A 24,969-nucleotide genomic window follows, 5' to 3' on the forward strand; every position below is an offset into this window, starting at 1 on the left:
ATTTGGTATTTACCCTCATATAAATTGCCATTTAATAGAATAAAAATACCAGAAAATGGAATTTATAAGAGATGGATCACATGCAGGACCAAGCATTCCCATTCGTCCCCCCTGCCGAAATGCGGGGAGCCCCGGCCAGCGTCCACCCGGTAGCCATCGTCGGGGCCGGGCCGGTCGGCCTGACCTTGGCGCTGACGCTGGCGCGGCATGGCGTGCCGGCGGTCCTGCTCGAGGACCAAGCACAGGTCTGCACAGGCAGCCGCGCGCTGGGCATGTCGCGGCGAACCTTGGAGATCTGGGCAGCGCTGGGCGCGGCCGAAGCCATCCATGCGCGCGGCGTGGTCTGGGACGGCGGCCGCAGCTTCTTGCGCGACCGCGAGATTCTTCGCTTCCGCATGGCCGACGACGAACGGCTGAGGTTCCGGCCCATGCTCAACCTCCAGCAATGCCACACCGAGCAGTACCTGGTCGAGGCGGTGAGCAAACATCCCCACATCGACCTCCGCTGGCAGCAGCGCGTCAATAAGGTTGCGGCCGGCGGCGACCGGGTCGAGCTCGAAGTCCAGACCCCCGAAGGCAGCTATACGCTGCTGGCCCGCCACGTCGTCGCCTGCGATGGCGCGCGCAGCACGGTGCGCGAATCCATGGGGCTGCGCCTAGACGGATCGACCCACGAAGCGGCTTATCTCATCGCCGACATCCAGCTCGACACCGAGACGCCCATGGGCCGCCGCTGCTGGTTCGATCCGCCGTCGAATCCCGGCTCCACGGTCCTGATGCACGGACAGCCGGAAGGCGTCTGGAGGCTGGACTACCAATTGCAGCCGGGCGAAAACCAGGATCAGGCCCAGCAGCCGGAACGGGTGAAGGAACGCATCGCCCGGCATCTCGACTACATCGGCGAAAAAGGCGCATGGACATTGCTCTGGACCAGCCTTTACCGCGCCCACAGCCGTTCCCTTGCCGATTTCCGCGTCGGCAACGTCTTCTTTGCCGGCGATGCCGCGCATCTCATGCCCATCTTCGGCATCCGGGGCCTGAATTCCGGCGTCGAAGACGCCTGGAACCTGGGGTGGAAGCTGGCGCTGGCGCACCATGGCCAGGCCGGCGATGCGCTGCTGGACAGCTATTCGGCCGAACGGCGCAAGATATTCCTGGAGAACGCGGCCCTGGCCGACCGCAATGCCTGGTTCATGACGCCGCCCACCGAAGGGGCCCGCCTGGTTCGCGACGCCGTGCTTGACCTGTCGGTTTCTTGCCCCGAAGTGACGGGCATCATCGACCCGCGGCAGGCCAGCTACGTTCCCCAGCGCGACTCCCCCCTGAATACGGCGGACGGGGAGAACGGCTTCGCATGCGGCCCCGCGCCGGGCGACGTGGTGCCCGACATCGCGCTTCCCCGGCAGGAGGGCTGGCTGCATGCGCGGCTGGGCCGGTCTTTCACGGCGCTGGTGTTCTGCCGGGCAGAGGAACCGGATGCCGCAACGCTGCAGGAACTGCGGCGATTGTCGCAGCGATGCGCATTGCAGATCCTGCAGGTGGCGCAGCGCGCGCCCCGGGAGACGGACGAGGCGACGATCGCGGATCCCGAGGGAATGCTGCACGACGCGTTCGGCGCGCAAGCGGGAACGGTCTATCTCGTCCGTCCGGACCAGAACGTCGCGGCCAGGTGGAAAAAACCGGACGCCGGCGCCCTGGAGGCCGCCACGGCCAAAGCCCTGGCGCGTCACGGCCAATCCGGTTGGGCAGCGCCCTCCCCGGTGGTCGTCGAACTCACGCCGGCCGAACGGATTTATCGCATGATCAGTACCGCGGTCAACGGCGCGGACCGGGCCTCCAATGCACTGATGCTGGCCAAGCTCGCCATGCTTCTCGCTCTGGAAGTGGGAGATCCGGAGTCCGTCAGGCAAACCATCGCGCGTGCAGGCCTGGGCGAGCCCGCGGCCGACTGAGCGGGAACACTCACCCGACTCCCATCACCGAGCCCTTCCCGCCCTATTCCAGGAGACAGACTTGAACATCCGAATTTCCTTCGCCCTGAAAACCCTCGCCGCGACGGTGCTCGCATCGGCGCTCGGCACTCCGGCGCTGGCGCAATCCTATCCCACCCGGCCGGTCAGGCTGATCGTTCCGTATGCCGCCGGCGGCGGCTCCGACGTATTCGCCAGGACGGTGGCGCCGGCGATGTCGGCCGACCTCGGCCAGCCCATCGTGGTGGAAAACAAGCCCGGCGCCGCGACCGCGATCGGCGCGGACCTGGTGGCCAAGGCCGCGCCCGACGGCTACACGGTCCTGTTGGGCGACAACGCCACCTATGCGGTCAACCCGAGCCTGTATCCCAATCTGGCCTACGATCCCCAGAAAGACCTGGCGCCGGTATCGCTGACCGCACGCTTCGCGCTGGTGCTGGTCGTCGGGTCTCAGGTGCCCGTCGCCTCGGTGGCCGAGCTCACCGCCTACGCAAAGAAGTCGAATCTGTTCTATGCCTCGCCGGGTACGGGCTCGCCCCACCACCTGGCCATGGAAATGTTCCGCCGCGGCATGAACATTCCGATGACGCACGTGCCCTACAAAGGATCCGCACCCGCGACCAACGATCTGCTTGCCGGCACCATCCCGACCATGTTCCTCGATCTGGCCTCGGCATCGCAACACCTCAAGGCCGGCAAATTGCGCGCCCTCGCCGTCAGCACGCCGCAGCGGCTGAAGGATTGGCCCGATATCCCGACGGTCGCCGAATCGGGCCTGCCCGGATACGAGGCCTGGGCCTGGCAGGGCTTGTCCGTCCCGGCAGCCACGCCGGCAGCCATCGTCGAGCGCCTGAACAAGGCCTATGCCAAAGCGGCATCCGACCCAGCGACCCGGCAGCGGATCACCGACCAGGGGGCGGAAATCCTCTCCAGCACGCCCAACGAGATGGGCGCCTACGTCAAATCCGAGACGGCCACCTGGTCCAGGCTGATCCGCGAAGCGAACATCAAGGTCGAGTAACGGAGATAACGATGCAATTGAACGAAACCCACGACGTTGGCAAGCGCAGCTGGCTCGACTCGGCCAATCAGGCCGAGACGGATTTTCCGATCCAGAACCTCCCGTTCTGCGTGTTCCGCCGCGCCTGCGGAGGCACGGCGGCCATAGGGGTAGGCATCGGCGACCAGATCCTGGACCTTGCCGCTGCGCTGGAGTCCGGCGCGATACCCCGCTCGCCCGGCCTCGACGCCGCTGCGGCGCAGACCCGGCTCAACGCGCTGATGGCGCTGGATCGCGGCGAACAGTCGTCGCTGCGCAAGAAGCTGTCGGCGCTGCTGGATGCCTCTTGCGACGGCGCGCAGCGCGAACGGGCGGCTGGCCACCTGGTGCCGATGCGCGATGCGGAACTGCTTCTTCCCGTGGAAATCGGCGACTACACGGATTTTCTTACCTCGGCCTGGCATACCGAGCGGCATGGCAGATTCAAGGGCTTGCAAGATCCCCTGCCGAAAGCCTTCTTCTCCCTGCCCGTGGCCTACCATGGACGCGCCTCCTCCATCCGGGTCAGCGGCACCCATGCGACTCGTCCGTGGGGGCAGATCAGGGACGCGCAGGGCGGCGTGAGATTCGCCCCCAGCGAAGCCATGGATTTCGAACTGGAACTCGCGGCCTTCGTCGGCCAGGGCAACCAGCAGGGCCGGCGCGTCGAAATCGGCCGCGCGGGCGAGCATTTGTTCGGCTACTGCCTGATGAACGACTGGTCGGCCAAGGACATCCAATGGTGGGAACAAGTCCTCGGCCCTTTCCTGGGCAAGAGCTTCATGACGGTCGTCTCGCCCTGGGTCGTCACCGCCGAAGCGCTGGCGCCCTACCGTGGCCGGATGGACCCCCGGCCTGCCGGCACCGCCGCCATCCTGCCGCACCTGGCGGGCGGAAACGAGACGCTCGACCTCGTCATGGAGGCCTGGCTCCAGACCTCCCGGATGCGCGGCGAGGGAACGCCGGGCGTCCGTCTCACGCGGACCAATCCGCGCAACCTGAGCTGGAATTTCGAGCAAATGCTCGCTCACCACACCAGCAACGGCTGCAATCTTCGAACCGGAGACCTGCTGGGCAGCGGCACCGTATCAGGCGCGTCCGACGACGCCATGGGCTGCATGACGGAAATGACCTCTGCCGGCGCTTCCGCGCTGCAGCTGCCCAATGGCGAAACCCGCAGCTGGCTCCAGGACGGCGACGAGGTGTTCTTCAGGGCGCGGGCCGCGCGGGAAGGGTTTGCATCGATCGGTTTCGGCGAATGCCGCAGCCGGATCCTGCCTGCGAACGCCGGCGATTCGGCCGCATCGTAACCGCGCCTCGCAACACTTTTCCACCTCGCCATGTCGCAATTGAACAAGGTCCTGCAAGTCCTGGCCGTCTTTACCGAGGAGCGCCCTTTCTCAAGCGCCGAAGAAGTCGCGGCGCGATTGGACATTCCCCGCACGACGGCCTTCAGGCACCTGAACCAGCTTTGCGAAAGCGGATTCGTGACCAGGCAATCCGGACGCTACAGCCTGGGGCCGCGCATCATCCAGCTCGACTATCTGATGCGCCGCAACGACCCCTTGATCAACGCCTCGCGCCAGGTCATGCAGTCGCTGTCCGCGGCCACGCATTGCTCCGTCCTGCTGAGCAGCCTGTTCGGCGACCAGATTCTCAACATCCACCACGAGGCCGGCTCGGACACCACCCATTTCAGCTATGTCCGCGGCCGCGGCCTGCCCCTGTTCCGGGGAGCAGCGTCGAAGATCATTCTTGCGCACCTGACGTCGGCCAGGCTGCGGAGCATCTACGACAAGCACCAGGAAGAGGCCCACGCCATCGCCGGGGATTGGCGGACGCTATCCGACTCCCTCCGGCAGAGCCGCAAGAATGGCTGCTACATTTCGCATGGCGAAGTGGACGAGGGCGTCACCGGCATCGCCGTACCGCTCTTCGGCGACGATGGACTCGTTGCCGGCAGCCTGTCGCTCGTATTCGAGTCGCAACGCGCCGGGCTCTTCAACACAGAACTCCTGGTGCGCATGCTGCAGCAAGGCGGCCAGGCCATCAACGAGGCCCTCGCCCAGGCTGTGCAGCCGTCCTGAGCCGGCGGCCCGGCCAATCGCGGGGCGTCCTCCATTTAAGACTGGCCCATAACGAACAAGCCCTCTTTCGAGGGCTTGTTGGGTGAAGAACCGGGCCGCTCTAGGCGGCTCGATCTTGCTTACAGCGGCGTGATCTTGGTCGCTTGGGGACCCTTGGCGCCTTGGCCGGACACGAAGCTGACACGCTGGTTCTCTTGCAGGGCCTTATAGCCGCTGCCTTGAATTTCGGAGAAATGCGCGAACAGATCCTTGCCGCCGTTGTCGGGCATGATGAAGCCGAAGCCCTTGTCGGCGTTGAACCACTTGACGATACCGGTTTCCATGGATATTTCCTTGATACCTTGATAAATACGGGCACATGCCCGAGGACGAGACGATCAAGGAAGGACCAGAACAATTTATGGCGTACGGGTCGTTCGCGCACAACGGCAGGAATCACAACACTTGAAGATCTATGCGCACTATCGGCCCTGAGGGAACCGGCGTCAAGCGGTATTGTGTGACAGCCCCCCTTCGAGCCTCGCCAACCGCGGAAAACACCCTTTCCATATACGAAAATACGACATATCGCGCACCCCTGCGCTGCAGCTGGGAATACTGCTCGACCGTTATCCCCGGGGTCGTGTCGATAAAACTCCCGTTCTCCAGTCAGTCGTCGCGCATCGACACATAGATCAGCACCCCCAGCACGGTGATGAACATGCGGAAAGCGCTCTCGATGCCGTTCCATTGCTCCGACATCCACATGCCGAACCATTCGCCGCCCAGCGACATGAAACCAACCTGCCAGAGCAGGAAGCCCACCGTCAAACCAGCCACCGCGGCCGCTTTGGCATGCTGGAAATCCGGCGCCGGCGCGCGCAGGCGGTGCGCCATGCGCCATGCGCCCAGCCAGCAAAGCAGCGCGGCCAGGATCTCGGCGGCGATGATGAACGCATACGCCACATGATGCATCGCGGGGGATTCGATGGCGCGGTAGCGGATGGTGCTGCCGGGAAAAATGGTGTCCATCTTCAGGACGTGCTGCACGAACGCGAAATTGGTCCCGTAGTCGGTAATGTTGCCGACGGCGGCAAGGGTCGCGAAGAGTCCGACGGCACCCACCATCGACGTTTTGGAAAGCCTGACGAGCGGGCTGGCCGCGCCGAGGTCGCGCATAATGATTATCCTTTCTTCCGGGCGTGGAGCACGACCGCAGCTTACCAGCCCGCTGCGCGCAGCGCGCCCTATCGTTCCGACGGACTTGCCTCTTGCCCATGCAGACCAATCACACCTTCCGCCTGCAGCACAAAATCCACTTCTCCCGCTGCGATCCGGCCGGCATCATTTTCTATCCGCAGTATTTCATCCTGTTCAACGACCTGGTCGAGAGCTGGATAGACGCGATCCTGCCCGGCGGCTACCAAGGGTTGATAGGCGAGCGGCGGGTGGGCATGCCCACGGTCCACATCGAATCGGAATTCCGGGCGATCAGCCGCTTCGGCGAGCAGGTATGGCTGGAGCTGGAAGTCGCGCGGCTGGGCAATCGCTCCATCACGCTGGCGTGGCGCTGCGTAGGCATGGACGACGTGGTGAGGATGTCGGCGGTGCAGACCATCGTAACGACCTCGCTGGAGACGCACACGTCGATCGCCATTCCCGAGGATCTGCGGGCCGCCCTGGAACGCGCGGCGCCCGCGTCCGGCTGAATCGCCTTGCCCTGGAGCATGGCGGGCGGCTGCCCGGACGGAGCGAGCCGCGCTCGAGGTTCGGGCTTACGCGCGCAGCCGGCCCAGCAGATAGGCGATGGCCGCCACGCCTGCCACGGTAGTGATCGGATGGGTACGGATCACATCCTTGGCGCAGCTCAGGGCCTCCTCGAGGTAGTCCTGTCCGCCGTCCAGCGCCTGCTCGGCCTTGTCCTTGGCCTGGCGGGCCGTCTTCGACACAGAGTCCGCGGCAGATTGCGCGGCCTTGGCCGTTTTCTGCGCAGCGGCATCGACGTTGTCGGCGACTTTCTCTACGACGTTTTTAGCTTGGTCAACAGCGTCATCCTGGGCCATGTTCGTTTCCTTGAGGCATCTGTCACGGGAAATCCAAGTCTACCGCCGCAGCCAACGCCTCGCCGCGTTACCAAGGTAACGGTGTGCGTGCCCGGCCGCGCGCCGATGCCGGGTCACGCCCGGAACAGTTCGTGCAAAACGCCTCGCAGCCACATATTGCCCGCGTCCTTGTGGAAGCGGCGCGGCCAGAACTGGTGGACCTCGATCGTCGGCGCCTCGAGCGGCACGTCCAGCATGCGGATATTGGCGTGCTGGACGCAGACATTGGCCATGTCGCGCGGCACGGTGGCGACCAGGTCCGAGGTCTCGATGATGGGCATCAGGCTGGTGAAGTGCGAGGTCTCGAGCAGCACACGGCGCTCGAGACCCTTGCGCTGGAGGAACTCCTCGAACAGATGTTCGCGCCCCGGCCGCACGGCGGCATGAGGCAATGCCAGGTATTGCCCGAGCGTGAGGCGGTCGCCTACGTCGGGATGGTCGGCGCGGACGATGCAGACGAAGGTATTGCGGAACAGCAATTGCTGGAACATGCCGGCCTTGTGCAAGTCCGGGAAGTAGCCGATGGCCAGTTCCGCCTCGCCCGATTCCAGCGCCTCGGCCGCCGCATGGCGCGGCATGGAGAGGGTGCGCAGGTTCAGCCCCGATCCGGCCCGCACGAGGCGGGCCAGCAGCCTGGGGACGAAGTTGATCTCGCCGATGTCCGGCGTGATCAGTGTGAAAGTGCGCTCGCTCGCGGCAGGATCGAAGCTGTGCGCCTGCAGGATCTCGCCCTTGACCGTCTCCATCACGCGCCGCACCGCCGGCGCCAGGGCCACGGCCCGCGGCGTAGGCTGCATCTGGGCGCCGGTGCGCACGAACAGCGCGTCGTCGAACAATGCGCGCAGACGCGCCACGGCCGCGCTCATGGCCGGCTGGCTCAGGCCGATGGCCTCGGCCGCGCGCGACACGCTGCGGTGCTCGAGCATCGCGTCGAAAACGCGGAGCAGATTGAGATCGACATGACGAATATCCATGCGGTGGATTCTAACTATTCACTGAATCATCTGGATAGATATTCCTCTAGTCCGTAGACTCCCGGCATGAATCGATCGCCGGAGACACAGTCATGAACGGACTTACCCTGGAGCGGGCCAACCTCATCATTGCCGAAGCGCTGCGCACGTCGGCCAGCAAGGGCTACAAGCCCATGGCGGTCGTGGTGCTGGACGCCGGCGGCCACTTGAAATCGGCCCAACGCGAGGACGGCGCCAGCATGTTCCGCGTGGACGTGGCCACCGGCAAGGCCTGGGCCGCCATCGGCATGGACGCCTCCAGCCGCACCCTGGCCCAGCGCGCCAAGGAGAACCCGAACTTCTTCACGACGCTGGCGGCGACGGCGCAGGGACGCTTCCTGCCTCAAACGGGCGCCGTCCTGATCAAGGACGAAGCGGGCAATATCCTGGGCGCGGCGGGTGCCAGCGGCGGCACCGGCGACCAGGACGAGGAAATCTGCATCGCCGGCATCATCGCTGCCGGCCTGCAGGCGGGTTGACCGATACGGCGAGACACCCATGGCATCCTCCACCATACAAGGCTTGCGCAGCGTCGCCCTGGACGTCCCCGACCTGGACAAGGCCGAGGCGTTCTACACCCAGATCTGGCATCTGGCCGTCGCGGCCCGCGAGCCGAATGCCGTCTATTTCCGCGGAACCGGACCGGATCACCACCTGCTCGCCCTGCACCGCGGTCCGCGCACGGCGATCCGCCACGTCACGCTGCGCGCCCGCAGCGAGCAGGCCTTGCACACGATTGCGCACGCCTGCGCCGAAGCCGGCGGCAGCGTGGCGGATCCGGTCGGGCCGGCCCGCGATCCGGCGGGCGGGCTGGCGCTTCGGATACGCGACGGCGACGGCCGGCTGATCGAGATCGTGGACGGCGATGCGCGCCACGCGGACGTCGGCGAGCATCCGGACCGCCCCAGCCGCCTGGCCCATGCCGTGCTCAACAGCGACGACGTGCCCGCGACCCAGCGCTTCTTCGAACGCGCGCTGGATTTCCGGCTGTCGGACCGCACCCGCATCATGGCTTTCATGAACTGCAACAGCGACCATCACACCATCGCGCTGGGCGATACCGACAACAATGCGCTCAACCACATCGCCTTCGTCATGCCCGACGTGGAATCGGTCATGCGCGGCGGCGGACGCATGAAGGATGCGGGATACGGCATCGAGTGGGGCCCCGGCCGCCATGGCCCCGGCGACAACGCCTTCAACTACTTCATCGGCCCATCGGGCGAGGTCATCGAATACACCGCCGGGGTCGAACAGATCGACGACAGCTACCTCGCTGGCGGTCCGGACGACTGGAAATGGCCGCCGGGCCGCCTGGACCAATGGGGCATCTCGGCCCCGCCCTCCGCCCGCCTGAAAGCGGCGCAAAGCTCTGTGTTTTTTGCCGCCGGCTCAGCGGCCTGACTTTTCCCGCCACGGATACATCATGCGAAGCACCCATGCCCAGGACGCGGGCAGGACCCGTCACGCGCCCGACACCTTCTACGACGTCGCCATCGTCGGCTTCGGCCCGGCCGGCGCCGTGGCCGCCGGGCTGCTGGGCGGGATGGGCCTGAAGGTCCACGTTTGCGACCGGCAGCGCGAGGTCTACGACAAGCCGCGCGCCATTGCCGTCGATCACGAGATCATGCGCGTGTTCCAGCAACTCGGGCTGGTCGAGCGCATCGCCGGCTACGTCGAACCGTTCACGCCGTCGGAATACTTCGGCGTGGACGGCCGGCTGATCAAGCGGCTCACGATGGTCGAGCCGCCCTATCCGCTGGGCTATACGCCCTCCAACGTATTCACCCAGCCGCCGGTCGAACGCATTCTGCGCGAGCATGTCCAGGCACTGCCCGATGTCTGCGTCGAGCTGGGCGCGGCGCTGCGCTCGCTGGAGCAGGACGATGCGGGCGTGACGCTGGCGCTGGATCACGACGACGGCCGGCGCAGCAAGGTGCGGGCGCGCTACCTGGTCGGCTGCGACGGCGCCTCGAGCACGGTGCGCGACCTGGTCGGCATCGCGCTCGAAGACCTCGAGTTCGACGAGCCCTGGCTGGTCGTGGACGTGCTGGCCAATGAACGCGGCCTGGCCAAGCTGCCCCGCACCAGCGTGCAGTACTGCGAAGCCGACCGTCCCTGCACGCTGGTCATCGGCCCGGGCAATCATCGCCGCTGGGAAATCTCCCTCAGGCCCGGCGAAGATCCGCAGGCCGCCACCCGGCCGGAGGAAACCTGGAAGCTGCTGTCGCGCTGGCTGACGCCCGACGATGGCGAACTGTGGCGCCAGGCCAGCTACCGCTTCCATGCGCTGGTGGCCGGCCAATGGCGCAAAGAGCGGGTGTTCATCGCCGGCGACGCCGCCCACCAGCAGCCGCCGTTCCTCGGCCAAGGCATGTGCCAGGGCGTGCGCGACGTCGCCAACCTGAGCTGGAAACTCGCCTCCGTGCTGCGCGGCGAAGCCGGCGGCAAGCGGGCCGAGGCCCTGCTCGACAGCTATGGCGTGGAGCGCAAGCAGCACGTCCGCACTTTGACCGGACGCATCAAGGCCATCGGCGCGGTGATCTGCGAACGCGACGAGGCCCGCGCCCGCGAACGCGACGCCCGGCTGCTGGAAGAATGCGGCGGCATCGTGCGCGATACCCCGCGCCAGGACGTCATCCCGCCGCTGGAGCTGGGCCTGCTCGCCCCGGACGCGTCATCCGCCCGCGGCACGATCTTTCCCCAGCCGTGGATCCGGCGCGCCGGCGGCGCCGCCGTCCGCCTCGACCACCATGCCGGCGACGGCTGGTGGCTGGTGCTGGCCGCGGACTACGGCGGCGACGCCCCGCCGCTGCCCCATGCGCCGCAGCTCGCCCTCTTGCGGCTGGGCCGGGACCTGGAAGAAACCGAAGGTGTCTGCGCGGCCTGGTTCGCGCGGCACCAGTGCGCGGCGGCCGTCGTACGCCCGGACCGCTACGTCTATGGCACCGCCGCCACCGCACAAGAACTCGACGCGCTGCTCGAGACACTGCGCAACAAGCTGCACTGACGCCCATCCCGCGAGGAGACAAACATGAACAGAAGAATCGCCATCAAGACCGCAGCGGCCCTGGCCGCCGCTTCCCTCCTGGCGCCGCTGTCCGCGGCCCAGGCCCAGGCTTGGCCCGACAAGCCGGTACGGCTGCTGCTCTCGCAGCCGCCGGGCTCGGGCCCCGACAACATCGCACGTCTGCTGTCCGACCGCCTGTATGCGCGCTGGAACCAGCCCGTGATCATCGAGAACAAGCCCGGCGGACAGAATACGGTCGGCGCAGTCGCGGCGGCGCGCTCCCCTGCCGACGGCCACAACTTCTATTTCGCCACGACCGCCGCGCTGGTGACCAACCCCTTCCTGTTCAAGCAGTTGCCTTACGATCCCGCCAAGGATTTCGTGCCGGTGGCTTTCGTGGCGCGCAGCCCTTTCGGCATCCTGGTCAAGGCCGACTCGCCCATTCGTTCAGTGGAAGAACTGGTCGCCAAATCCAAGGCCGCGCCCGGCACGGTCACATTGGGCAATGAAGGACCGCGCACCTTCGGCGGCATGATCGCGCGTCTGTTCAATTCGCGCTCGGGCGCCCAGGCCAACCTGGTGCCCTACGTATCGGTGGGAGTGTCCACGCAGAACCTGATGGGCGGCCACGTGGATGCGATCGTCGCCGACGTGGCCTCGACGGCCCAACTGGCCAAGCAGGGACGGCTGCGGCTGCTGGCCGTCACCTCGGACAAGCGCCTGGCCGATTGGCCTCAGGTGCCGGCGCTCTCGGAACAATTGTCCGATTTCGACATGGTCGGCTGGTTCGCCATCGTCGCGCCGGCGGGCACTCCCGCAACGGCCATCGAGCGCATGAACCGCGACGTGAACGCGCTGCTGTCGGACGACGACGTGGCCGCCCGCATCGCCGCCGTAGGCCCGATCGCCGCGCCCGGCTACAGCCCCGAGCAGACGGGGGCCTTCCTGGCGCGCGAACATGCGCGCTGGGCCAAGATCACCAAGGAAATCGATATCCTGCCGGAGTAATCCGCCGGCGCGGCGGCGCGGCCTGGCCCGTCGGCCGCCGCCGCCCGCTCGCTACCTCTTCAGATCGTCCGGCACCTTGCCGCCGTTGTCCGCCAGCTTCTTCATGACCTGCTTGTGCAGCCAGATGTTCATCGTGGCCGAGTCGTTCATATCGCCGCCGTAGCCGAGCTCGGTCGCCAACTGCTTGCGCGCGGCCAGGCTGCTGTCCAGGCCGAGCAGCTTCATCAGGTCGACGATCGACGTCTTCCAGTTCAGCTTTTCCGGGTTCTTGGCGGCCAGGCCGTTGAGGATGGCTTCGACGTCGACCATGGGAGCGGAGGCAGCCGGCGCCGCGGTGGGCGCCGCCGGCGACGCCGAAGCCGGTGCGCCGGCTTGCGTCGTTGCGGGATGGCTGGAGGGGAAGATCTTGTCGAGTATGGCTTTGAAAATGCTCATGCTGGTTCCCTCGTTGGAAATGGCAGGCACATGCCTGGACACGATTGTAGGAAACACGGATGCGAGCGTATGTGGCGATGCGTAAGCATCGCCGGCCATCGCAGAACGGTTTTGCGAAGCAAGGACCGGGCGTCCGGGGAAACACTCCCCTGGACGTCGCCGCGCGCCTACAGCTTGAACCAGCGATCGTTCTCGATGTCGGCGGCCACGCGGATCTCGGCCTCGTCCAGGCATTCCTCCTCGGACTGCGCGGCGATGTCGCGCAGCGACAGCGCCGGCCCCAGCAACAGGCGGCGGCCTTCGCTGGCTTCATAGATCCTGCAGTTGGCGTCCCACATGCCGGGCGCGCGCTGATGGGGATCGATTTCCACTTCCAGCACGCGAGAGCTGCGATTCGGACTGTATTGGAAAGAAAACATGGCCAGACCCCGCTCCGATCCGTTTTCGACGCGCCCACTATAGCGCCGGATCCCGCGCTTGGCCTCATGCACCGCAGCATGCGGCGAGGCCCGGCCGTGGCGGCCTCAGGAAGCCCAGGACACCAGCGACAGCAACAACAGCAAGGCCATCCACAGCACGACCGCCCGCCACAGCAGGCCGACCGCGGCCTGCAGCGTGGCCGGGTCGGGCGCGCGCACCGGTTCGTCGGGCACCTCGGAGGCCGCCGCGAACTCGCTGGCGGCCGAGGCCGGCTGCACCGGCCCGACCAATCCGGGATCCGGTTCCTGCACCGGCCGGCCAGGCTGCCATGCGCTGGAAACGGCCGCCAGCCTCACGCCCAGCGCGCCAGCGGCGCTCTCGACGATGACGCCGCGCTGCGGATCGTCCCAGGCCGCGGCGCGCTGACGCCAGCCATAGAACGCGTCTTCGAAATTGCCGACGATTGCGAAGCCCACCGCGGTCATGCGCGCCGGAATCCAGTCCAGGATCAGGAAAGCCTGGCGGGCGACCTCGCCAAAGCCGTCGGTGCGCGCGCCCCATTCCTGCCGGGCGATGCCGGCCAGCTTGTAGAGCGCCGCGCCGGTTGCGCCAGGCAGCACGGCATACCAGAACAGCACGCCATAGACGTTGCGGTGCGAGGCCACCACACCTTCTTCGATGGCGGTCCGGCAGACTTCGGCAACGCTCATGTTCTCGGTGGACACGCGCGATTCGCCCGCGCGCAGCCACTGCTGCAGGTGATCGCGTGCCAGGTTCAGGTCGCCGCGCGCCAGCGCGAACTGGATTTCGGTGAAGTGATGGCTGAACTGGCGGAATCCCAGCGTGAACCACAGCACCAGGACGTGGAAGAGCAGCGCCAGGACGGGATGCACCGCCCACAGCAGCGCATCGACCACCCACACGGCCAGCGCCGGCGCCAGCACGACCAGCAGCCAGCCGAGCACGGCGTAGCCCCGGCTGCCCGCGTCCAGCGCGTGGCCGGCCCAGCGGCACGCCGCCCGCGCGGCTTCGTGGACGGCATTGGAACGGGGCAGCGGCCGGACTTGTTCGGCCAGGAAGGCAAGAAGAAGGGCGAAGAAACTCATGCAGGCATTCTAGTGTGCTGGGCGGGGTTGTGCATCTCCCGGAACGCTGCCGGAAGGCTGCGCCGCCGGTTCATGCGCGCAGGAACTGGTAGAGATTGCGCAGCATGCCTGCCGTGGCGCCCCAGATGAAGAACTGCTTCCACGGCATGGAATAGTAGGACCGGCTGCCGCCCGAGGGCAGGCTGGCGCTGTGCAGATGGTGGTTGGCCGGATCCATCAGGAAAGGCAGCGGCACCTCGAACACCTCGGCCACTTCGGCGGGATCGGGGCGCGGCAGGAAATCGGGCTGCACCAGGCCGACCAGCGGCACGACGCGAAAGCCCGTGCCGGTGAAATAGTCGGGCAACTGGCCGATGACCTCCACCATGCCGCGCGGCAGGCCGGTTTCTTCTTCCGACTCGCGCAGCGCCGCGTGCGCCACGGAAGCATCGCTCGGCTCGACGCGCCCGCCGGGAAAACTGACCTGGCCCGCGTGGTTGTGCAAGTGCGCAGCGCGCTGGGTGAGCATGATCCGGATGCCGCCGGGCCGCAGCACCATGGGCACGAGTACCGAAGCCAGCCGCAGCGAGCGGTCGATCTCGCGCGCCGGGTTGATGTCGCTGGCATCGGGCTGCCAGGCGGGCGGATCGACGAAGCGGGTGCGCAAGGCCGGCGGCGTCAGGCGTTCCGGCGGCACCGGCGCCAGGCCGCCGGGATTGGCCACCCACGGCTGGGCAACCGGATCGAAGGCGGGGCTTCCCGCCAGGCGCTTCTTGCCGGCGGCCCGCTGGATTTCTTCCGGCGTATCGTCCGGCCCGTCGGCAATGCGGGCGCTGCGTGTATCGGATGACATGGTCGAAATTGTAGAAGCTGAAACAGCGCCACCCATGAAGAATGGCCTCCAAGCTCACCCGCTAAGCGGGATCGCTGCCCCCGAGGGGGACGCTTTCTCATCTTGGGGCGGCCCGGCGATAAAAAAAGGCATGCCGCGCGGCATGCCTTTTTCTTGCTGCGGTAATGCGGAAATCAAGCCTTGGCAGTATTGCGCACGAGCTTTTCCTTGATCCGGGCCGATTTGCCCGAACGGGAACGCAGATAGTACAGCTTGGCGCGACGGACGTCGCCACGGCGCTTGACTTCGATCGAGGCGATCGTCGGGGCATACAGTTGGAACGTACGCTCCACGCCTTCACCGGACGAAATCTTGCGAACGATGAACGACGAATTCAGGCCGCGGTTGCGCTTGGCGATGACCACGCCTTCGTAGGCCTGGACGCGCTTGCGGGTGCCTTCGACCACGTTGACGTTGACCACCACGGTGTCGCCGGGGGCGAATTCGGGGATGGTCTTGTTCGCCGTCAGGCGGGTGACTTCTTCTTGCTCGAGGACTTGGATCAGGTCCATTGCACTCTCCATGAACCATCATACGCAGCGGGTAGGCTTTTGATGGCACCGCTACCAGAGGATGGGGTTTCCCGCCGGACCCATGCCCGGCAGGCTTGCTGCAACACTGCCCGCTTGCACGGTCAGCGCTTGCCCTCCCCTTGCGGGTCGGACAGAAACTTTTCATCGTCGCGGCTCAACCAGCCCTTGCTGCGCGCCGCCTCGATCAGGTCGGGGCGCCTGGCCTGGGTGGCCGCCAGCGACTGCCTGCGCCGCCAGCGCTCGATGTTGGCATGGTGGCCCGACATCAGCACCTCCGGCACCGGCACGCCGCCGTAGACTTCGGGCCGCGTATAGTGCGGGCAATCGAGCAGCCCGGAAAGACGATCGTTGAACGAATCCTGCATCGCGGATTCGTCGTCGTTCAACACCCCGGGCAGCAAGCGCACCGCCGCGTCCATCATCGCCATCGCGGCGATCTCGCCGCCGGACAGCACGAAGTCGCCCAGCGACACTTCCTGCGTCACCCAGCGGTCGATGAACCGCTGGTCTATCCCTTCATACCGGCCGCAGACCAGGATCGCTCCGGGGCCGGCAGCCAGTTCCTGCGCGCGGGCCTGGCCGAACCGCCTGCCCTGCGGCGACAGCAGCACCACCGGCGCCTCCGGCAAACCCGTCTGCGCACGCTGCTCGCGCGCCGCGCAGACGGCTTTCTCGAGAGGCTCGACCCGCATCACCATGCCGGGCCCGCCGCCATAAGGACGGTCGTCCACCGTCCTGTGCACATCCACGGTGAAATCGCGCGGATTCCACACGTGCAACTGCCACCGGCCCTGCGCATGCGCCCGGCCGGTCACGCCCTGCTGGCTGACGGCCTCGAACATCGGGCCGAACAGCGTTACCACGTCGAACCGCAAGATTTCGCTCATCGTCCGACGGACACTCCCTTCAACCGGCACGGTACCCGCGGTTCCGCAGGCTAGAAGCCCTCGGGCCAGTCGCTGTCGATACGGCGGGCAGCGATATCCACGCCGCGCACGTGGGCCTCGACAAACGGCACCAATGTCTGGCGCGGCTTGCCGCGGGCATCGAGCGCAGGCTGGACGGGCTCGCCCGGCGCGACCGGCACGGCGCAATCCACATGCAGGATCGCGTGCGCACCATTGTCGCTGACCTCGGACACCGTGCCCAGCACGACGTCATCCCCGCCGGCCGACTTGCCGATCAACACGCAGCCGATCAGATCCAACCAGTAGAACTCGCCTTCGGCGAGCGCGGGGAACCGGCTGCGCGGCACCAGCACGGCCCACCCTTTCCAGGCCAGGGCCTGGTCGCGGTCGGCAATGCCCGGCCACGTGGCCGCGACCGTCGCGCCATGCTTGCGCGCGCTGGCCACCTCGACACGGCGCACTTCCCTGCCCTTGCGCAGCCACCACGTACGGGTGCCGAGCAAGGCTTCGGATTGCGCCGAATACGGCTGTATCTTCAGGGCACCCCGTATGCCGTAGGCTTCCGCCACATGCCCGACCTCGACCAGATCGGGCGGAGGCGCGGGATCGGCAACGGGCGCCGCCGTGGGTGCATCGGACACGGGCGTATCAGGCAGCCGAAGCGACCTTGGCGCCGTATTCCTTGACGAGACGGGCCACGGCCGGCGACAGCTGCGCGCCGTTCTTGGCCCAGTGCTCGACACGGTCCAGCGAGATGCGCAGGCCTTCTTCGCCCTCGGCGGCAACGGGGTTGTAGAAACCCACGCGCTCGATGAAACGGCCATCGCGGCGGTTGCGCGAATCGGCGGCAACGAGGTTGTAAAAGGGGCGCTTCTTCGAGCCGCCGCGGGACATACGAATCACCACCATAGGTAATTCCTTGGAAAAGTTGACTAAGAAAAGCCCTAAAGTATAGCCCGCACTGCTATCCCTAGCAAGCTCGGATAGGGTAAAGTCCTTCAAAATCAAGGCATTCGACGATGAATTACCAACATCCCCCCGCCCAGGCAGAGGAACATGCGTCACACAACCCGCCTGCGGCGTTCCGCAGCAAGGCGCTGGCCGGGTTCCTGGCCGCCACCCTTGGCTGGGCCGGCGCCCATTGGCGCTACCTGGGGCGCAAACACGGCTGGATCCCGCTGCTGGTCTCGCTGCTGGCCATGGGCACCGCGCTGCGCAGCGAACAATGGTACTTCCACATCGGTTTCTTCCTGTTCCTGATCCCCGCGGCGGCGGGCTTCATCGAAGCGCTGATCATCTGCCTGATGGCCGACGAGAAGTTCGACGCTCTCTACAACCCCGGCCTGCAGCGGCGCGCACCTTCCGGCTGGGCGCCGGTATTGGTGGCCATGCCGACGCTGGCGATAGGCACCTCCATCGTGACCCTGGGCATCGTCCTGATGGTGCAGCGCGCCTTCGGGGTCGTGCCCGTTTATTGAAGCAAAGGCCTGCAGGAACAGGCGCCGAACGCCGCACCGGCACCGAGCCCGCCGGCTATAGTGCCGGCTGCGGCTCATGCGCTCAATCGAACAGCGAAATCTGCCGCGCATCGCCGCGCTTCGCCGCCCCGGCAGGCCGCCCGGGCGGCCGGAACGACCCGATATCCAGCTCGATGCGCCGCCCCGCCAAACCGAACTGCCGCAACGCGCGCATGAAGCGCTGCCTGACCAGGTCGGCCCAGATGCCCTCGCCCCGCATGCGGCTGCCGAAACGAGGGTCGTTGAGCCGCCCGCCCCGCAAATCTTCCAGCCGATGCAGCACCCTTGCCTTGCGATCGGGAAAGTGCGCCTCCAGCCAGTCGGTGAATATCGTCCGGACCTCCCAGGGTAGCCGCAGCATGGTGTAGAACGCCGTCTGCGCGCCCGCCTGCGCGACCGCTTCCAGCACCTGCTCGATGTGGTCGTCGGTAATGAAGGGAATGACCGGCGCCAGCGACACGCCCACCGGCACGCCGGCCCGGGTCAGTTCGCGCACCAGTTCCACCCTGCGCCATGGCGCGGCGGCACGCGGCTCGAGGGTGCGCGCCACCGCGCCGTCCAGGGTGGGTATCGTGACGTAGACCGCCACCAGCCGCAATTCCGCCAGCCTCGCGAGCAGGTCCACGTCGCGCCCGAGCAGCGCGCCCTTGGTGACCAGCGACACGGGATGGCGCGTCTCGAGCAGCAGTTCCAGCAGGCCGCGGGTGAGCTTCCAGCTGCGCTCTATGGGCTGGTAGGCATCGGTGGCCGAACCGATGTTGATGACGTCCACGCGGTAGCCCGGACGGGACAGCTCGGCGCGCAGCGCTTCCACGGCATTGGCCTTGGCGACCAGCCGCGTCTCGAAATCCAGCCCCGGCGACCAGCCGAGGTAGGCATGGGTGGGACGGGCGAAGCAATAGACGCAGCCGTGTTCGCAGCCACGATAGGGATTGATGGCCCGGTCGAACGGAATGTCGGGCGAATCGTTGCGCGACAGAATCTTGCGGGCGCGCTCGACCGCGACCTCGGTCTTCAGGCGCGGGGCCTCGTCAGGGGGCTGCGCCCAGCCGTCGTCGACCGCGCTGCGCTGGTCGGCATCGAAGCGATGCGCGACGTTCGCCACGGCGCCGCGGCCGCGCTGCGGCACAGGCGGCGCGGCGGCAAAGCCCGGCTCGGTAAGGTCATGATCATCCACTTCGATACTGTACATATATACAGTATTTTTGACAATCGGCCAGGGCGAACCGTGGCTCGAAGGCGCGGGAAAAGCACCGACTCGGCCACCCGGCCTGCGTGGACATTCTCGCGGAGGCATCCTCCGTACCGGACCATGCGCCGGTTTACACTGCCGGCATGAGTTCCCTACTACTGACTTCGGAACAGCGGCAGATCGTGTCGTACGGCGGCAGGTTCCTGCTGATCGACGCCGTCGCCGGCTCGGGCAAGACCACGACGCTGGCGCACTGCATCGCCCATCGCGAGCGCCGCGGCGTCGCGGCCGAGAGCATCCTCGCCCTGGTTTTCACGCCGGCCGCGCGCGAGGTCCTGCAGCAGCGCCTGGCCCAGGCGGGCGCCTCGCGCGCGGTCCGGGTCTCGACCTACGCGGACTTCGCCCGCTCCCTGCTCGAGGGCTGGCGCAGCCAGGGGGTCATAGACGGCGCCGAGGTCTACCTGGCCGATGCCGAAGCCATGCGCCCCTATGTGTACGAGGCCATCGAAACCGCGGCCGCGGACCCGGGCGCCGATCCGGACTACGGCTACGACCTGAACAATCTGCACGCCGAAGCCGTCATCAACCAGCTGTCGCGCCTGAAAGGCACGCTGGCGCTGGCAGGCAGCGGCGACGTCTCCGATTCGGAACTGGCCGACCAGTTGGACCTGCCGCGCGGACTGGTCGCCGTCTGCCGGGCCTACGAGCGGCTGCGGCGCATCGACATCGGACACTACGCCTTCCAGAGCGAACACGATCTGGTCGGCGACGTCCTGGCGGTATGCGAGCAACTGGGCGGGCTCGCGGCGCTGCCCCACCCCGCGCTCATCGTCGCGGACGAATGGCACGACGCCAATGCGGCGCAGATCACGCTGCTGAGCCGGCTCACCGGCACGGATACGGCCATCATCGCGGCCGGCGACAAGGAACAGGTCGTACACAGCTGGAACGGCGCCGATCCGCGCTATATGGGCGAAGCCTTCGAGCACCTGTTCGGCGGCACGCGGCGCTTGCCGCTGGCCTTCTCTTTCCGCTGCGGACCGACGCTGGGCGGCTGCGCCCAGGCGCTCACCGCGCAGCGCTTCGAGTCCGGGCGGCAGGGCGATACCGAGGTCGACATCCTGGCCTACGGCCGCACGCAGCAGGACGATTGCGGCGCGCAACTGGCAGCCGCCCTGGCGCAATCGACGCGCGCCGGCTCGGGCCTGGCCCTGTCCGACTGCGCGGTGATCCTGCGCGACGCGCATCAAAGCATCGCGCTCGAAAACGCGCTGATCGCCCACGACATCCCGTACGTCACCGACGGTTGCCAGAGCTATGTGGACCGCATCGAGATCCTGATGCTGCGCGGCATCCTGCACATCGCCCGGCAGTCCATGGCACCGGTGCGCGAACCCGCCGAAGTGGGCGCCGTCCTGCGCGCGCTGGGACTGTTCGCCGGCCTGGACTACACCGAAGCCGAATGGCGGGACGCGGAAAAAACCATTGCCGCCGATCCCGAGACCATCCGCTATTTCTATCGCGGCCGGCTCAGCCAGACGGCCGATGCGCAGGAAGCCGTGGACGCCGGCACGCGCCGCTGGCGGGCCCGCTTCGCCCAGGTGTGCGAGCACCTGCTGGCCCAGGCGCACGCATGGTCCGCCGGACAGCTGCTGGCATACGCCGCGCGCGAACTGAACATTGCGGATGCCACCCGCCGGCTGTTCGTCCATCGACTGGACGCGCTGGCCGTGGCTCGCTCCATCGAAGGCTTCATCGCCTATGCCGGCGCCACGGGCCTGGACGCGGCAGGCCTGCTCGACCAGTTGCACCAGGCGCAGCAGCACAGCGGCACATGGCGCAAGAGCCGGCGCCGGCCCTTGACGCTGACCACCGCGCGCGCCGCCAAGGGCAAGGAATGGCGCGCCGTGCACATTCCCTACGTGGCCGACGGCGAGTTCCCGCAAGCGCATGCCGACCCCGCCGAGGAGCGGCGGCTGTTCTACGTGGCCATGACGCGAACCTGCGAACGGCTGGTGCTCTACACGCCGCAGGGCCACGATAGCCACTTCATCCGGGCGCTGAACCTGCCCGCCGCGCGCCGGGCCGCACGCGACCGCCCTTCCTTAGCGGCGACAGCACCCACCCGCCTCTACCTCCACGTACCCTATGCGGACAAGGACTCAGCCCGGCAACTGGGAGCGCAGTGGGATCCCGTACAAAGAAAATGGTGGATCACGCTGCGCATGCCCCGGCGCCCCTTCGCGAAATGGCTGCCCGCCGATGACGGCGCCGGCCAGCCGTGAAACCATGACACCGCCGCCCAGACCAGACCCCACGTCCGCAGAATTCCGCTCCCCGCCCGGCCCGCTGATGCGCATGCTGATGTACGCCGCGGCGCTGCTGTGCCTGGCACTGGGCGTCATCGGCATTTTCGTGCCGGGCCTGCCCACCACGGTCTTCATCCTGATGGCCGCCTGGCTGGCCGCGCGCAGTTCGCCCCGACTGCAGGCGTGGCTGGAAAACCATCCCCTGTTCGGCTCGATGATCCGCAACTGGCGCAAAGAAGGCACGGTGAGCCGGAAAGCCAAGTGGAGCGCCACGATCACCATGGCGCTGTGCGCGGCGATACTGTTCATCGTGCCGGCCCCGGCGTGGGCCGCCTGGCTGAGTTGCGCCGCCATGGGCGGCGTGGCGGTCTGGCTGTGGATGCGCCCCGAGCCCACCGCCGAGGAGACGGCGCAAGGCTGAGGCCCCGGCCGGACCGCGGATGCGCCCGCCGCCGCGCAGCCGCGGGCGTCGGCTCAGTCGGCGATCGCGCGCCGGATCATGCCTGCCGCGGCGGTCTGATGCGTGGCCTCGTCGATGAGGATGAAGGCGCCGGTGGCGGCAATGTCTTCGTAACGATCGAGCGCCAAGGCATCCCGCGTGGCCAGCACCGCCCGGCCGATGTCGTTCATCGAGAACGGCGAATCCGCCAGGCTGACTTCCTCCAGTTCGTGGATGTCGCGCCGCGCTAGCACGTTCTTGATCTTGGCCGTGGTCAGGCGCGTGCCCTGCTTGAGCAGGTATTTGCGGGCGGGGTTCAATGCCTGGGCGTCCAGCCAGCACAGTTCGGCCTCGAACTCCCGCGCCACCGTCGCCGGCGCCGTCTCGTGCACCAGCACGTCGCCACGCGAGGCATCGACGTCTTCGTTCAGCACGACGGTAACCGAATCGCCGGCGCTCGCCGCGTCGATCTCGCCGCCATGGACCACCAGCGACTTCACCGTGGCCGACACGCCCGAAGGCTGCACCAGCACGCGGTCGCCCACACGCACCGAACCGCTGGCGATCTGGCCCATGTAACCGCGGAAGTCGTCGGCCCGGTCGCCGCCGTGGCGGGCGACCATCTGCACCGGAAAGCGCAGCGCGCGGGTATGCGCCAGGTCGCGCACTTCCAGCGACTCGAGCAGTTCCAGCAGCGCCGGTCCGGCATACCAGGGCGTGCGCTGCGACCGGGTGACGACGTTGTCGCCGGTCAGCGCCGACAAGGGCAGTATCTCGAAATGGCCGATGCCTATCTTGGCCGCCAGCGCCGAGTAGGCGTCGCGGATCCGCGCGAACACATCTTCGTTCCAGTCCACCAGGTCCATCTTGTTGACCGCCACCACGATGTGGCGGATGCCGAGCAGATGCGCAAGCGTGCTGTGGCGCTTGGTCTGTGTCAGCAACTGGCCGCCGGCCACGCGCGTGGCGTCCACCAGGATGATCGCGGCGTCGGCCGTCGAAGCGCCCGTCACCATGTTGCGGGTGTACTGCTCATGGCCCGGCGCGTCGGCGACGATGAACTTGCGCGCGGGCGTCGAGAAATAGCGATAGGCCACGTCGATCGTAATGCCCTGCTCACGCTCGGCCTCCAGGCCGTCGGTCAGCAGCGACAGGTCGAGGGCATCGCCTACGGTGCGCTTGTATTTGGCCCGCGATATGGCGTCGAGCTGGTCGGCGAAAATGCCTTTGCTGTCGTACAGCAGGCGGCCGATCAGCGTGGACTTGCCGTCATCGACGGAGCCGGCGGTGATCAGGCGCAGAACGCCCTTGTCGGCGGCGGAGAAAAAATCGGGATCGGTCATGGCGTTCATCAGAAATACCCTTCTTTCTTGCGCCGCTCCATCGAAGCTTCCGAGGTCTGGTCGTCCATGCGGGTGGCGCCTCGCTCGGTCACATCGGTAATAGCGGTCTCGGCAATGATGGCCAGCGGATCCGCGGCCTCGGATGCAACCGGGCAGGTGCACGAAATGTCGCCGACGGTGCGGAAGCGCACGGTCAGGCTCTCGACCTGCTCGCCCTCTTGCGGCGGCGTCAGCGGGGTGACCGGCACCAGCAGTCCCTTGCGGCGGATCACCTCGCGCTGGTGGGCGTAATAGATCGACGGCAGCGCCAGGTTCTCGCGGGCGATGTATTGCCAGACGTCCAGCTCGGTCCAGTTGGAAATCGGGAACACGCGCATGTTCTCGCCGGCATGCACGCGGGTGTTGTACAGATTCCAGAGTTCGGGACGCTGCGCCTTGGGGTTCCACTGGCCGAACTCGTCGCGGAACGAAAAGATGCGTTCCTTGGCGCGTGCCTTTTCCTCGTCGCGGCGGGCGCCGCCTATGCAGGCGTCGAAGCCGAACTCCTCGATCGATTCGAGCAGCGTCACGGCCTGCGCGGCATTGCGCGAATCGGTTTCCTTGCGCAGCACCACCGAGCCGCGCCGGATGGAATCTTCCACGCTGCGCACGATCAGTTCCTCGCCCAGCTCGGCCGCGCGCGCATCGCGGAAAGCGATCACCTCATCGAAGTTGTGGCCAGTGTCGATGTGCATCAGCGGGAAGGGAAACTTGCCGGGCCGGAAGGCCTTTTCCGCCAACCGGAGCAGCACGCAGGAATCCTTGCCGCCGGAGAACAGCAGCACGGGGCGGGCGCATTCGGCGGCGACCTCGCGCAAAATGAAAATGGCTTCGGCTTCCAGCCAATCGAGATGGCTGCGCGTGACGTTCTGGATAGCGGGCATGATTCAGCCTGGTTGCTTGGTTGTGACGACAGAGACGGGAATGGCCGACAGGTTGCCGGCATGCAGGCCGCACTCCTTGGAATCCGAAGACTCCCACCACCAGCGGCCGGCGCGCAGATCCTCGCCGGGGCGGATGGCGCGCGTACAGGGCTCGCAGCCGATCGACGGATAGCCGCGGTCGTGCAGCGGGTTGTAGGGAATGTCCAAGGAACGGATGGCGCCCCAGACCTCGTCCTGCGTCCACAGGGCGAGCGGGTTGTACTTGTGCAGGCCGAACACCGGATCGTGCTCGTCCAGCGGCAACTCGCCGCGCGTCACGGCCTGTTCACGGCGCTGGCCGGTAATCCACGCGCCGCGGCCGGCCAGCACCCGGCGCAGCGGCTCGACCTTGCGGATCTCGCAGCAGCGCTTGCGCAAGGGCACGCTCTCGTAGAAAGCATTCTGGCCATGCTCGGCGACATAGGCGGCGACTGCCGCCGCTTCCGGCCGCACCACCTCGATAGCGCGGCCGTAGCGTTGCGCGATGCGGTCGATCATGGCCACCGTCTCGGCATTGAGCCGGCCGGTGTCGAGCGTGAACACCGTAATCGGCAGATCGTGCTCGAAGATGGCGTGCGTCAGCACCATGTCTTCGGCCGCCAGCGACGAAGCGAATGCCGCGTCGGCATGCGCGGCGGCAATCGCGGCCAGGCGCCCGGCGAGATCGGACCAGCGCGGCAGTTGTTCGGCGGAAACGGCGAGGGAAGCGGTGGCGGCCATGTCGGA

General features: G+C 67.0%; 28 protein-coding genes. 12 read left to right on the forward strand and 16 right to left on the reverse strand.

Translation table 11 applies throughout. The features are described from left to right. Positions 1 to 80 precede the first annotated feature (80 nt). The 4 genes from PIGHUM_RS05155 to PIGHUM_RS05170 all read left to right on the forward strand — a co-directional run bounded on the left by PIGHUM_RS05155 (position 81) and on the right by PIGHUM_RS05170 (position 5,096). Positions 81 to 1,952, forward strand: coding sequence for an FAD-dependent monooxygenase (locus tag PIGHUM_RS05155; protein WP_160142173.1), 1,872 nt, complete (start codon positions 81 to 83; stop codon positions 1,950 to 1,952). A gap of 61 nt (positions 1,953 to 2,013) precedes the next feature. After that, on the forward strand, positions 2,014 to 2,991 hold the full coding sequence (locus PIGHUM_RS05160) for a Bug family tripartite tricarboxylate transporter substrate binding protein (RefSeq protein ID WP_246012916.1): 978 nt from the start codon (positions 2,014 to 2,016) through the stop codon (positions 2,989 to 2,991). Between the two features lie 11 nt (positions 2,992 to 3,002). Next, complete coding sequence (gene fahA / locus PIGHUM_RS05165) at positions 3,003 to 4,319, forward strand: fumarylacetoacetase (protein ID WP_124078327.1); 1,317 nt, start codon at positions 3,003 to 3,005, stop codon at positions 4,317 to 4,319. Between the two features lie 30 nt (positions 4,320 to 4,349). After that, on the forward strand, positions 4,350 to 5,096 hold the full coding sequence (locus PIGHUM_RS05170) for an IclR family transcriptional regulator (protein WP_124078328.1): 747 nt from the start codon (positions 4,350 to 4,352) through the stop codon (positions 5,094 to 5,096). A 119-nt stretch (positions 5,097 to 5,215) separates the two neighbouring features. On the opposite strand, the gene PIGHUM_RS05175 is transcribed toward PIGHUM_RS05170, so the two are convergent. Continuing rightward, entirely contained in the window at positions 5,216 to 5,419 is a 204-nt protein-coding gene (locus PIGHUM_RS05175; protein WP_124078329.1) for a cold-shock protein, read from the reverse strand. Positions 5,420 to 5,744: 325 nt separating this feature from the next. After that, on the reverse strand, positions 5,745 to 6,254 hold the full coding sequence (locus tag PIGHUM_RS05180; RefSeq protein WP_124078330.1) for a DUF2165 family protein: 510 nt from the start codon (positions 6,252 to 6,254) through the stop codon (positions 5,745 to 5,747). Positions 6,255 to 6,352: 98 nt separating this feature from the next. On the opposite strand from PIGHUM_RS05180, the gene PIGHUM_RS05185 reads away from it, so the two are divergent. Further along, entirely contained in the window at positions 6,353 to 6,784 is a 432-nt protein-coding gene (locus PIGHUM_RS05185) for an acyl-CoA thioesterase (protein WP_124078331.1), read from the forward strand. A 66-nt stretch (positions 6,785 to 6,850) separates the two neighbouring features. On the opposite strand, the gene PIGHUM_RS05190 is transcribed toward PIGHUM_RS05185, so the two are convergent. Together PIGHUM_RS05190 and PIGHUM_RS05195 are read right to left on the reverse strand one after the other, a co-directional pair. After that, positions 6,851 to 7,138, reverse strand: a complete 288-nt coding sequence (locus PIGHUM_RS05190) for a DUF883 family protein (RefSeq protein WP_124078332.1) — start codon at positions 7,136 to 7,138, stop codon at positions 6,851 to 6,853. A gap of 113 nt (positions 7,139 to 7,251) precedes the next feature. Beyond that, positions 7,252 to 8,151 carry a LysR family transcriptional regulator gene (locus PIGHUM_RS05195; RefSeq protein ID WP_124078333.1) on the reverse strand — a complete coding sequence of 300 codons (900 nt, stop codon included), beginning with the start codon at positions 8,149 to 8,151 and terminating at the stop codon, positions 7,252 to 7,254. 92 nt (positions 8,152 to 8,243) lie between these two features. Here PIGHUM_RS05195 and PIGHUM_RS05200 point away from each other — a divergent pair, with 92 nt between their 5' ends. Genes PIGHUM_RS05200 through PIGHUM_RS05215 form a run of 4 tightly spaced genes read left to right on the forward strand, consistent with a single transcriptional unit; the run spans position 8,244 to position 12,208 of the window. Continuing rightward, on the forward strand, positions 8,244 to 8,669 hold the full coding sequence (locus tag PIGHUM_RS05200) for a GlcG/HbpS family heme-binding protein (RefSeq protein ID WP_124078334.1): 426 nt from the start codon (positions 8,244 to 8,246) through the stop codon (positions 8,667 to 8,669). 19 nt (positions 8,670 to 8,688) lie between these two features. Then, positions 8,689 to 9,594, forward strand: coding sequence for a VOC family protein (locus PIGHUM_RS05205; protein WP_124078335.1), 906 nt, complete (start codon positions 8,689 to 8,691; stop codon positions 9,592 to 9,594). Between the two features lie 22 nt (positions 9,595 to 9,616). Continuing rightward, complete coding sequence (locus tag PIGHUM_RS05210) at positions 9,617 to 11,200, forward strand: bifunctional 3-(3-hydroxy-phenyl)propionate/3-hydroxycinnamic acid hydroxylase (protein WP_124078336.1); 1,584 nt, start codon at positions 9,617 to 9,619, stop codon at positions 11,198 to 11,200. Positions 11,201 to 11,224: 24 nt separating this feature from the next. Beyond that, entirely contained in the window at positions 11,225 to 12,208 is a 984-nt protein-coding gene (locus PIGHUM_RS05215) for a Bug family tripartite tricarboxylate transporter substrate binding protein (RefSeq protein ID WP_124078337.1), read from the forward strand. A gap of 51 nt (positions 12,209 to 12,259) precedes the next feature. Here PIGHUM_RS05215 and PIGHUM_RS05220 read toward each other — a convergent pair whose 3' ends face one another. The 8 genes from PIGHUM_RS05220 to rpsP form a co-directional block, all read right to left on the reverse strand. Then, positions 12,260 to 12,643, reverse strand: coding sequence for a DUF3597 domain-containing protein (locus PIGHUM_RS05220; RefSeq protein ID WP_124078338.1), 384 nt, complete (start codon positions 12,641 to 12,643; stop codon positions 12,260 to 12,262). Between the two features lie 167 nt (positions 12,644 to 12,810). Then, the gene (locus tag PIGHUM_RS05225) at positions 12,811 to 13,062 is read right to left on the reverse strand and encodes a hypothetical protein (RefSeq protein ID WP_124078339.1); all 252 of its coding nucleotides are present in this window, start codon (positions 13,060 to 13,062) and stop codon (positions 12,811 to 12,813) included. Positions 13,063 to 13,167: 105 nt separating this feature from the next. After that, complete coding sequence (locus tag PIGHUM_RS05230) at positions 13,168 to 14,169, reverse strand: CobD/CbiB family protein (protein WP_124078340.1); 1,002 nt, start codon at positions 14,167 to 14,169, stop codon at positions 13,168 to 13,170. Positions 14,170 to 14,239: 70 nt separating this feature from the next. Further along, the gene (locus tag PIGHUM_RS05235; RefSeq protein ID WP_124078341.1) at positions 14,240 to 15,001 is read right to left on the reverse strand and encodes a CoA pyrophosphatase; all 762 of its coding nucleotides are present in this window, start codon (positions 14,999 to 15,001) and stop codon (positions 14,240 to 14,242) included. 173 nt (positions 15,002 to 15,174) lie between these two features. Continuing rightward, positions 15,175 to 15,552, reverse strand: a complete 378-nt coding sequence (gene rplS / locus PIGHUM_RS05240) for a 50S ribosomal protein L19 (protein WP_124078342.1) — start codon at positions 15,550 to 15,552, stop codon at positions 15,175 to 15,177. 122 nt (positions 15,553 to 15,674) lie between these two features. Further along, positions 15,675 to 16,448, reverse strand: a complete 774-nt coding sequence (gene trmD / locus PIGHUM_RS05245) for a tRNA (guanosine(37)-N1)-methyltransferase TrmD (RefSeq protein WP_124078419.1) — start codon at positions 16,446 to 16,448, stop codon at positions 15,675 to 15,677. A 62-nt stretch (positions 16,449 to 16,510) separates the two neighbouring features. After that, positions 16,511 to 17,122, reverse strand: coding sequence for a ribosome maturation factor RimM (rimM, locus tag PIGHUM_RS05250; RefSeq protein ID WP_124078343.1), 612 nt, complete (start codon positions 17,120 to 17,122; stop codon positions 16,511 to 16,513). A gap of 7 nt (positions 17,123 to 17,129) precedes the next feature. Further along, complete coding sequence (gene rpsP, locus PIGHUM_RS05255; protein ID WP_124078344.1) at positions 17,130 to 17,390, reverse strand: 30S ribosomal protein S16; 261 nt, start codon at positions 17,388 to 17,390, stop codon at positions 17,130 to 17,132. A 110-nt stretch (positions 17,391 to 17,500) separates the two neighbouring features. Between rpsP and PIGHUM_RS05260 the strand changes: the two genes are divergently transcribed. Beyond that, entirely contained in the window at positions 17,501 to 17,959 is a 459-nt protein-coding gene (locus PIGHUM_RS05260) for a TM2 domain-containing protein (RefSeq protein WP_124078345.1), read from the forward strand. A gap of 82 nt (positions 17,960 to 18,041) precedes the next feature. Here the strand turns inward: PIGHUM_RS05260 and PIGHUM_RS05265 are convergent, their stop codons facing one another. After that, positions 18,042 to 19,190 carry a PA0069 family radical SAM protein gene (locus PIGHUM_RS05265; protein ID WP_124078346.1) on the reverse strand — a complete coding sequence of 383 codons (1,149 nt, stop codon included), beginning with the start codon at positions 19,188 to 19,190 and terminating at the stop codon, positions 18,042 to 18,044. Positions 19,191 to 19,333: 143 nt separating this feature from the next. Here PIGHUM_RS05265 and PIGHUM_RS05270 point away from each other — a divergent pair, with 143 nt between their 5' ends. Then, positions 19,334 to 21,475 (forward strand): ATP-dependent helicase, encoded by a 2,142-nt coding sequence (locus PIGHUM_RS05270; RefSeq protein ID WP_124078347.1) that lies wholly within the window; start codon positions 19,334 to 19,336, stop codon positions 21,473 to 21,475. 4 nt (positions 21,476 to 21,479) lie between these two features. Continuing rightward, positions 21,480 to 21,920 (forward strand): YbaN family protein, encoded by a 441-nt coding sequence (locus PIGHUM_RS05275; protein ID WP_124078348.1) that lies wholly within the window; start codon positions 21,480 to 21,482, stop codon positions 21,918 to 21,920. A gap of 53 nt (positions 21,921 to 21,973) precedes the next feature. Here the strand turns inward: PIGHUM_RS05275 and PIGHUM_RS05280 are convergent, their stop codons facing one another. Genes PIGHUM_RS05280 through PIGHUM_RS24150 form a run of 3 tightly spaced genes read right to left on the reverse strand, consistent with a single transcriptional unit; the run spans position 21,974 to position 24,963 of the window. Next, positions 21,974 to 23,290: a sulfate adenylyltransferase subunit 1 gene (locus tag PIGHUM_RS05280; protein ID WP_124078349.1), complete on the reverse strand. Its 1,317-nt coding sequence runs from the start codon at positions 23,288 to 23,290 to the stop codon at positions 21,974 to 21,976. Continuing rightward, on the reverse strand, positions 23,290 to 24,204 hold the full coding sequence (cysD, locus tag PIGHUM_RS24145) for a sulfate adenylyltransferase subunit CysD (RefSeq protein WP_246012918.1): 915 nt from the start codon (positions 24,202 to 24,204) through the stop codon (positions 23,290 to 23,292). The genes PIGHUM_RS05280 and cysD overlap by 1 nt, the downstream gene beginning before the upstream one ends. A gap of 3 nt (positions 24,205 to 24,207) precedes the next feature. Continuing rightward, positions 24,208 to 24,963, reverse strand: coding sequence for a phosphoadenylyl-sulfate reductase (locus PIGHUM_RS24150; RefSeq protein ID WP_246012921.1), 756 nt, complete (start codon positions 24,961 to 24,963; stop codon positions 24,208 to 24,210). Positions 24,964 to 24,969: the final 6 nt, after the last annotated feature.

Origin of the sequence: Pigmentiphaga humi (assembly GCF_900606115.1) — a bacterium.
Classification (GTDB): Bacteria; Pseudomonadota; Gammaproteobacteria; order Burkholderiales; family Burkholderiaceae_B; genus Pigmentiphaga; species Pigmentiphaga humi.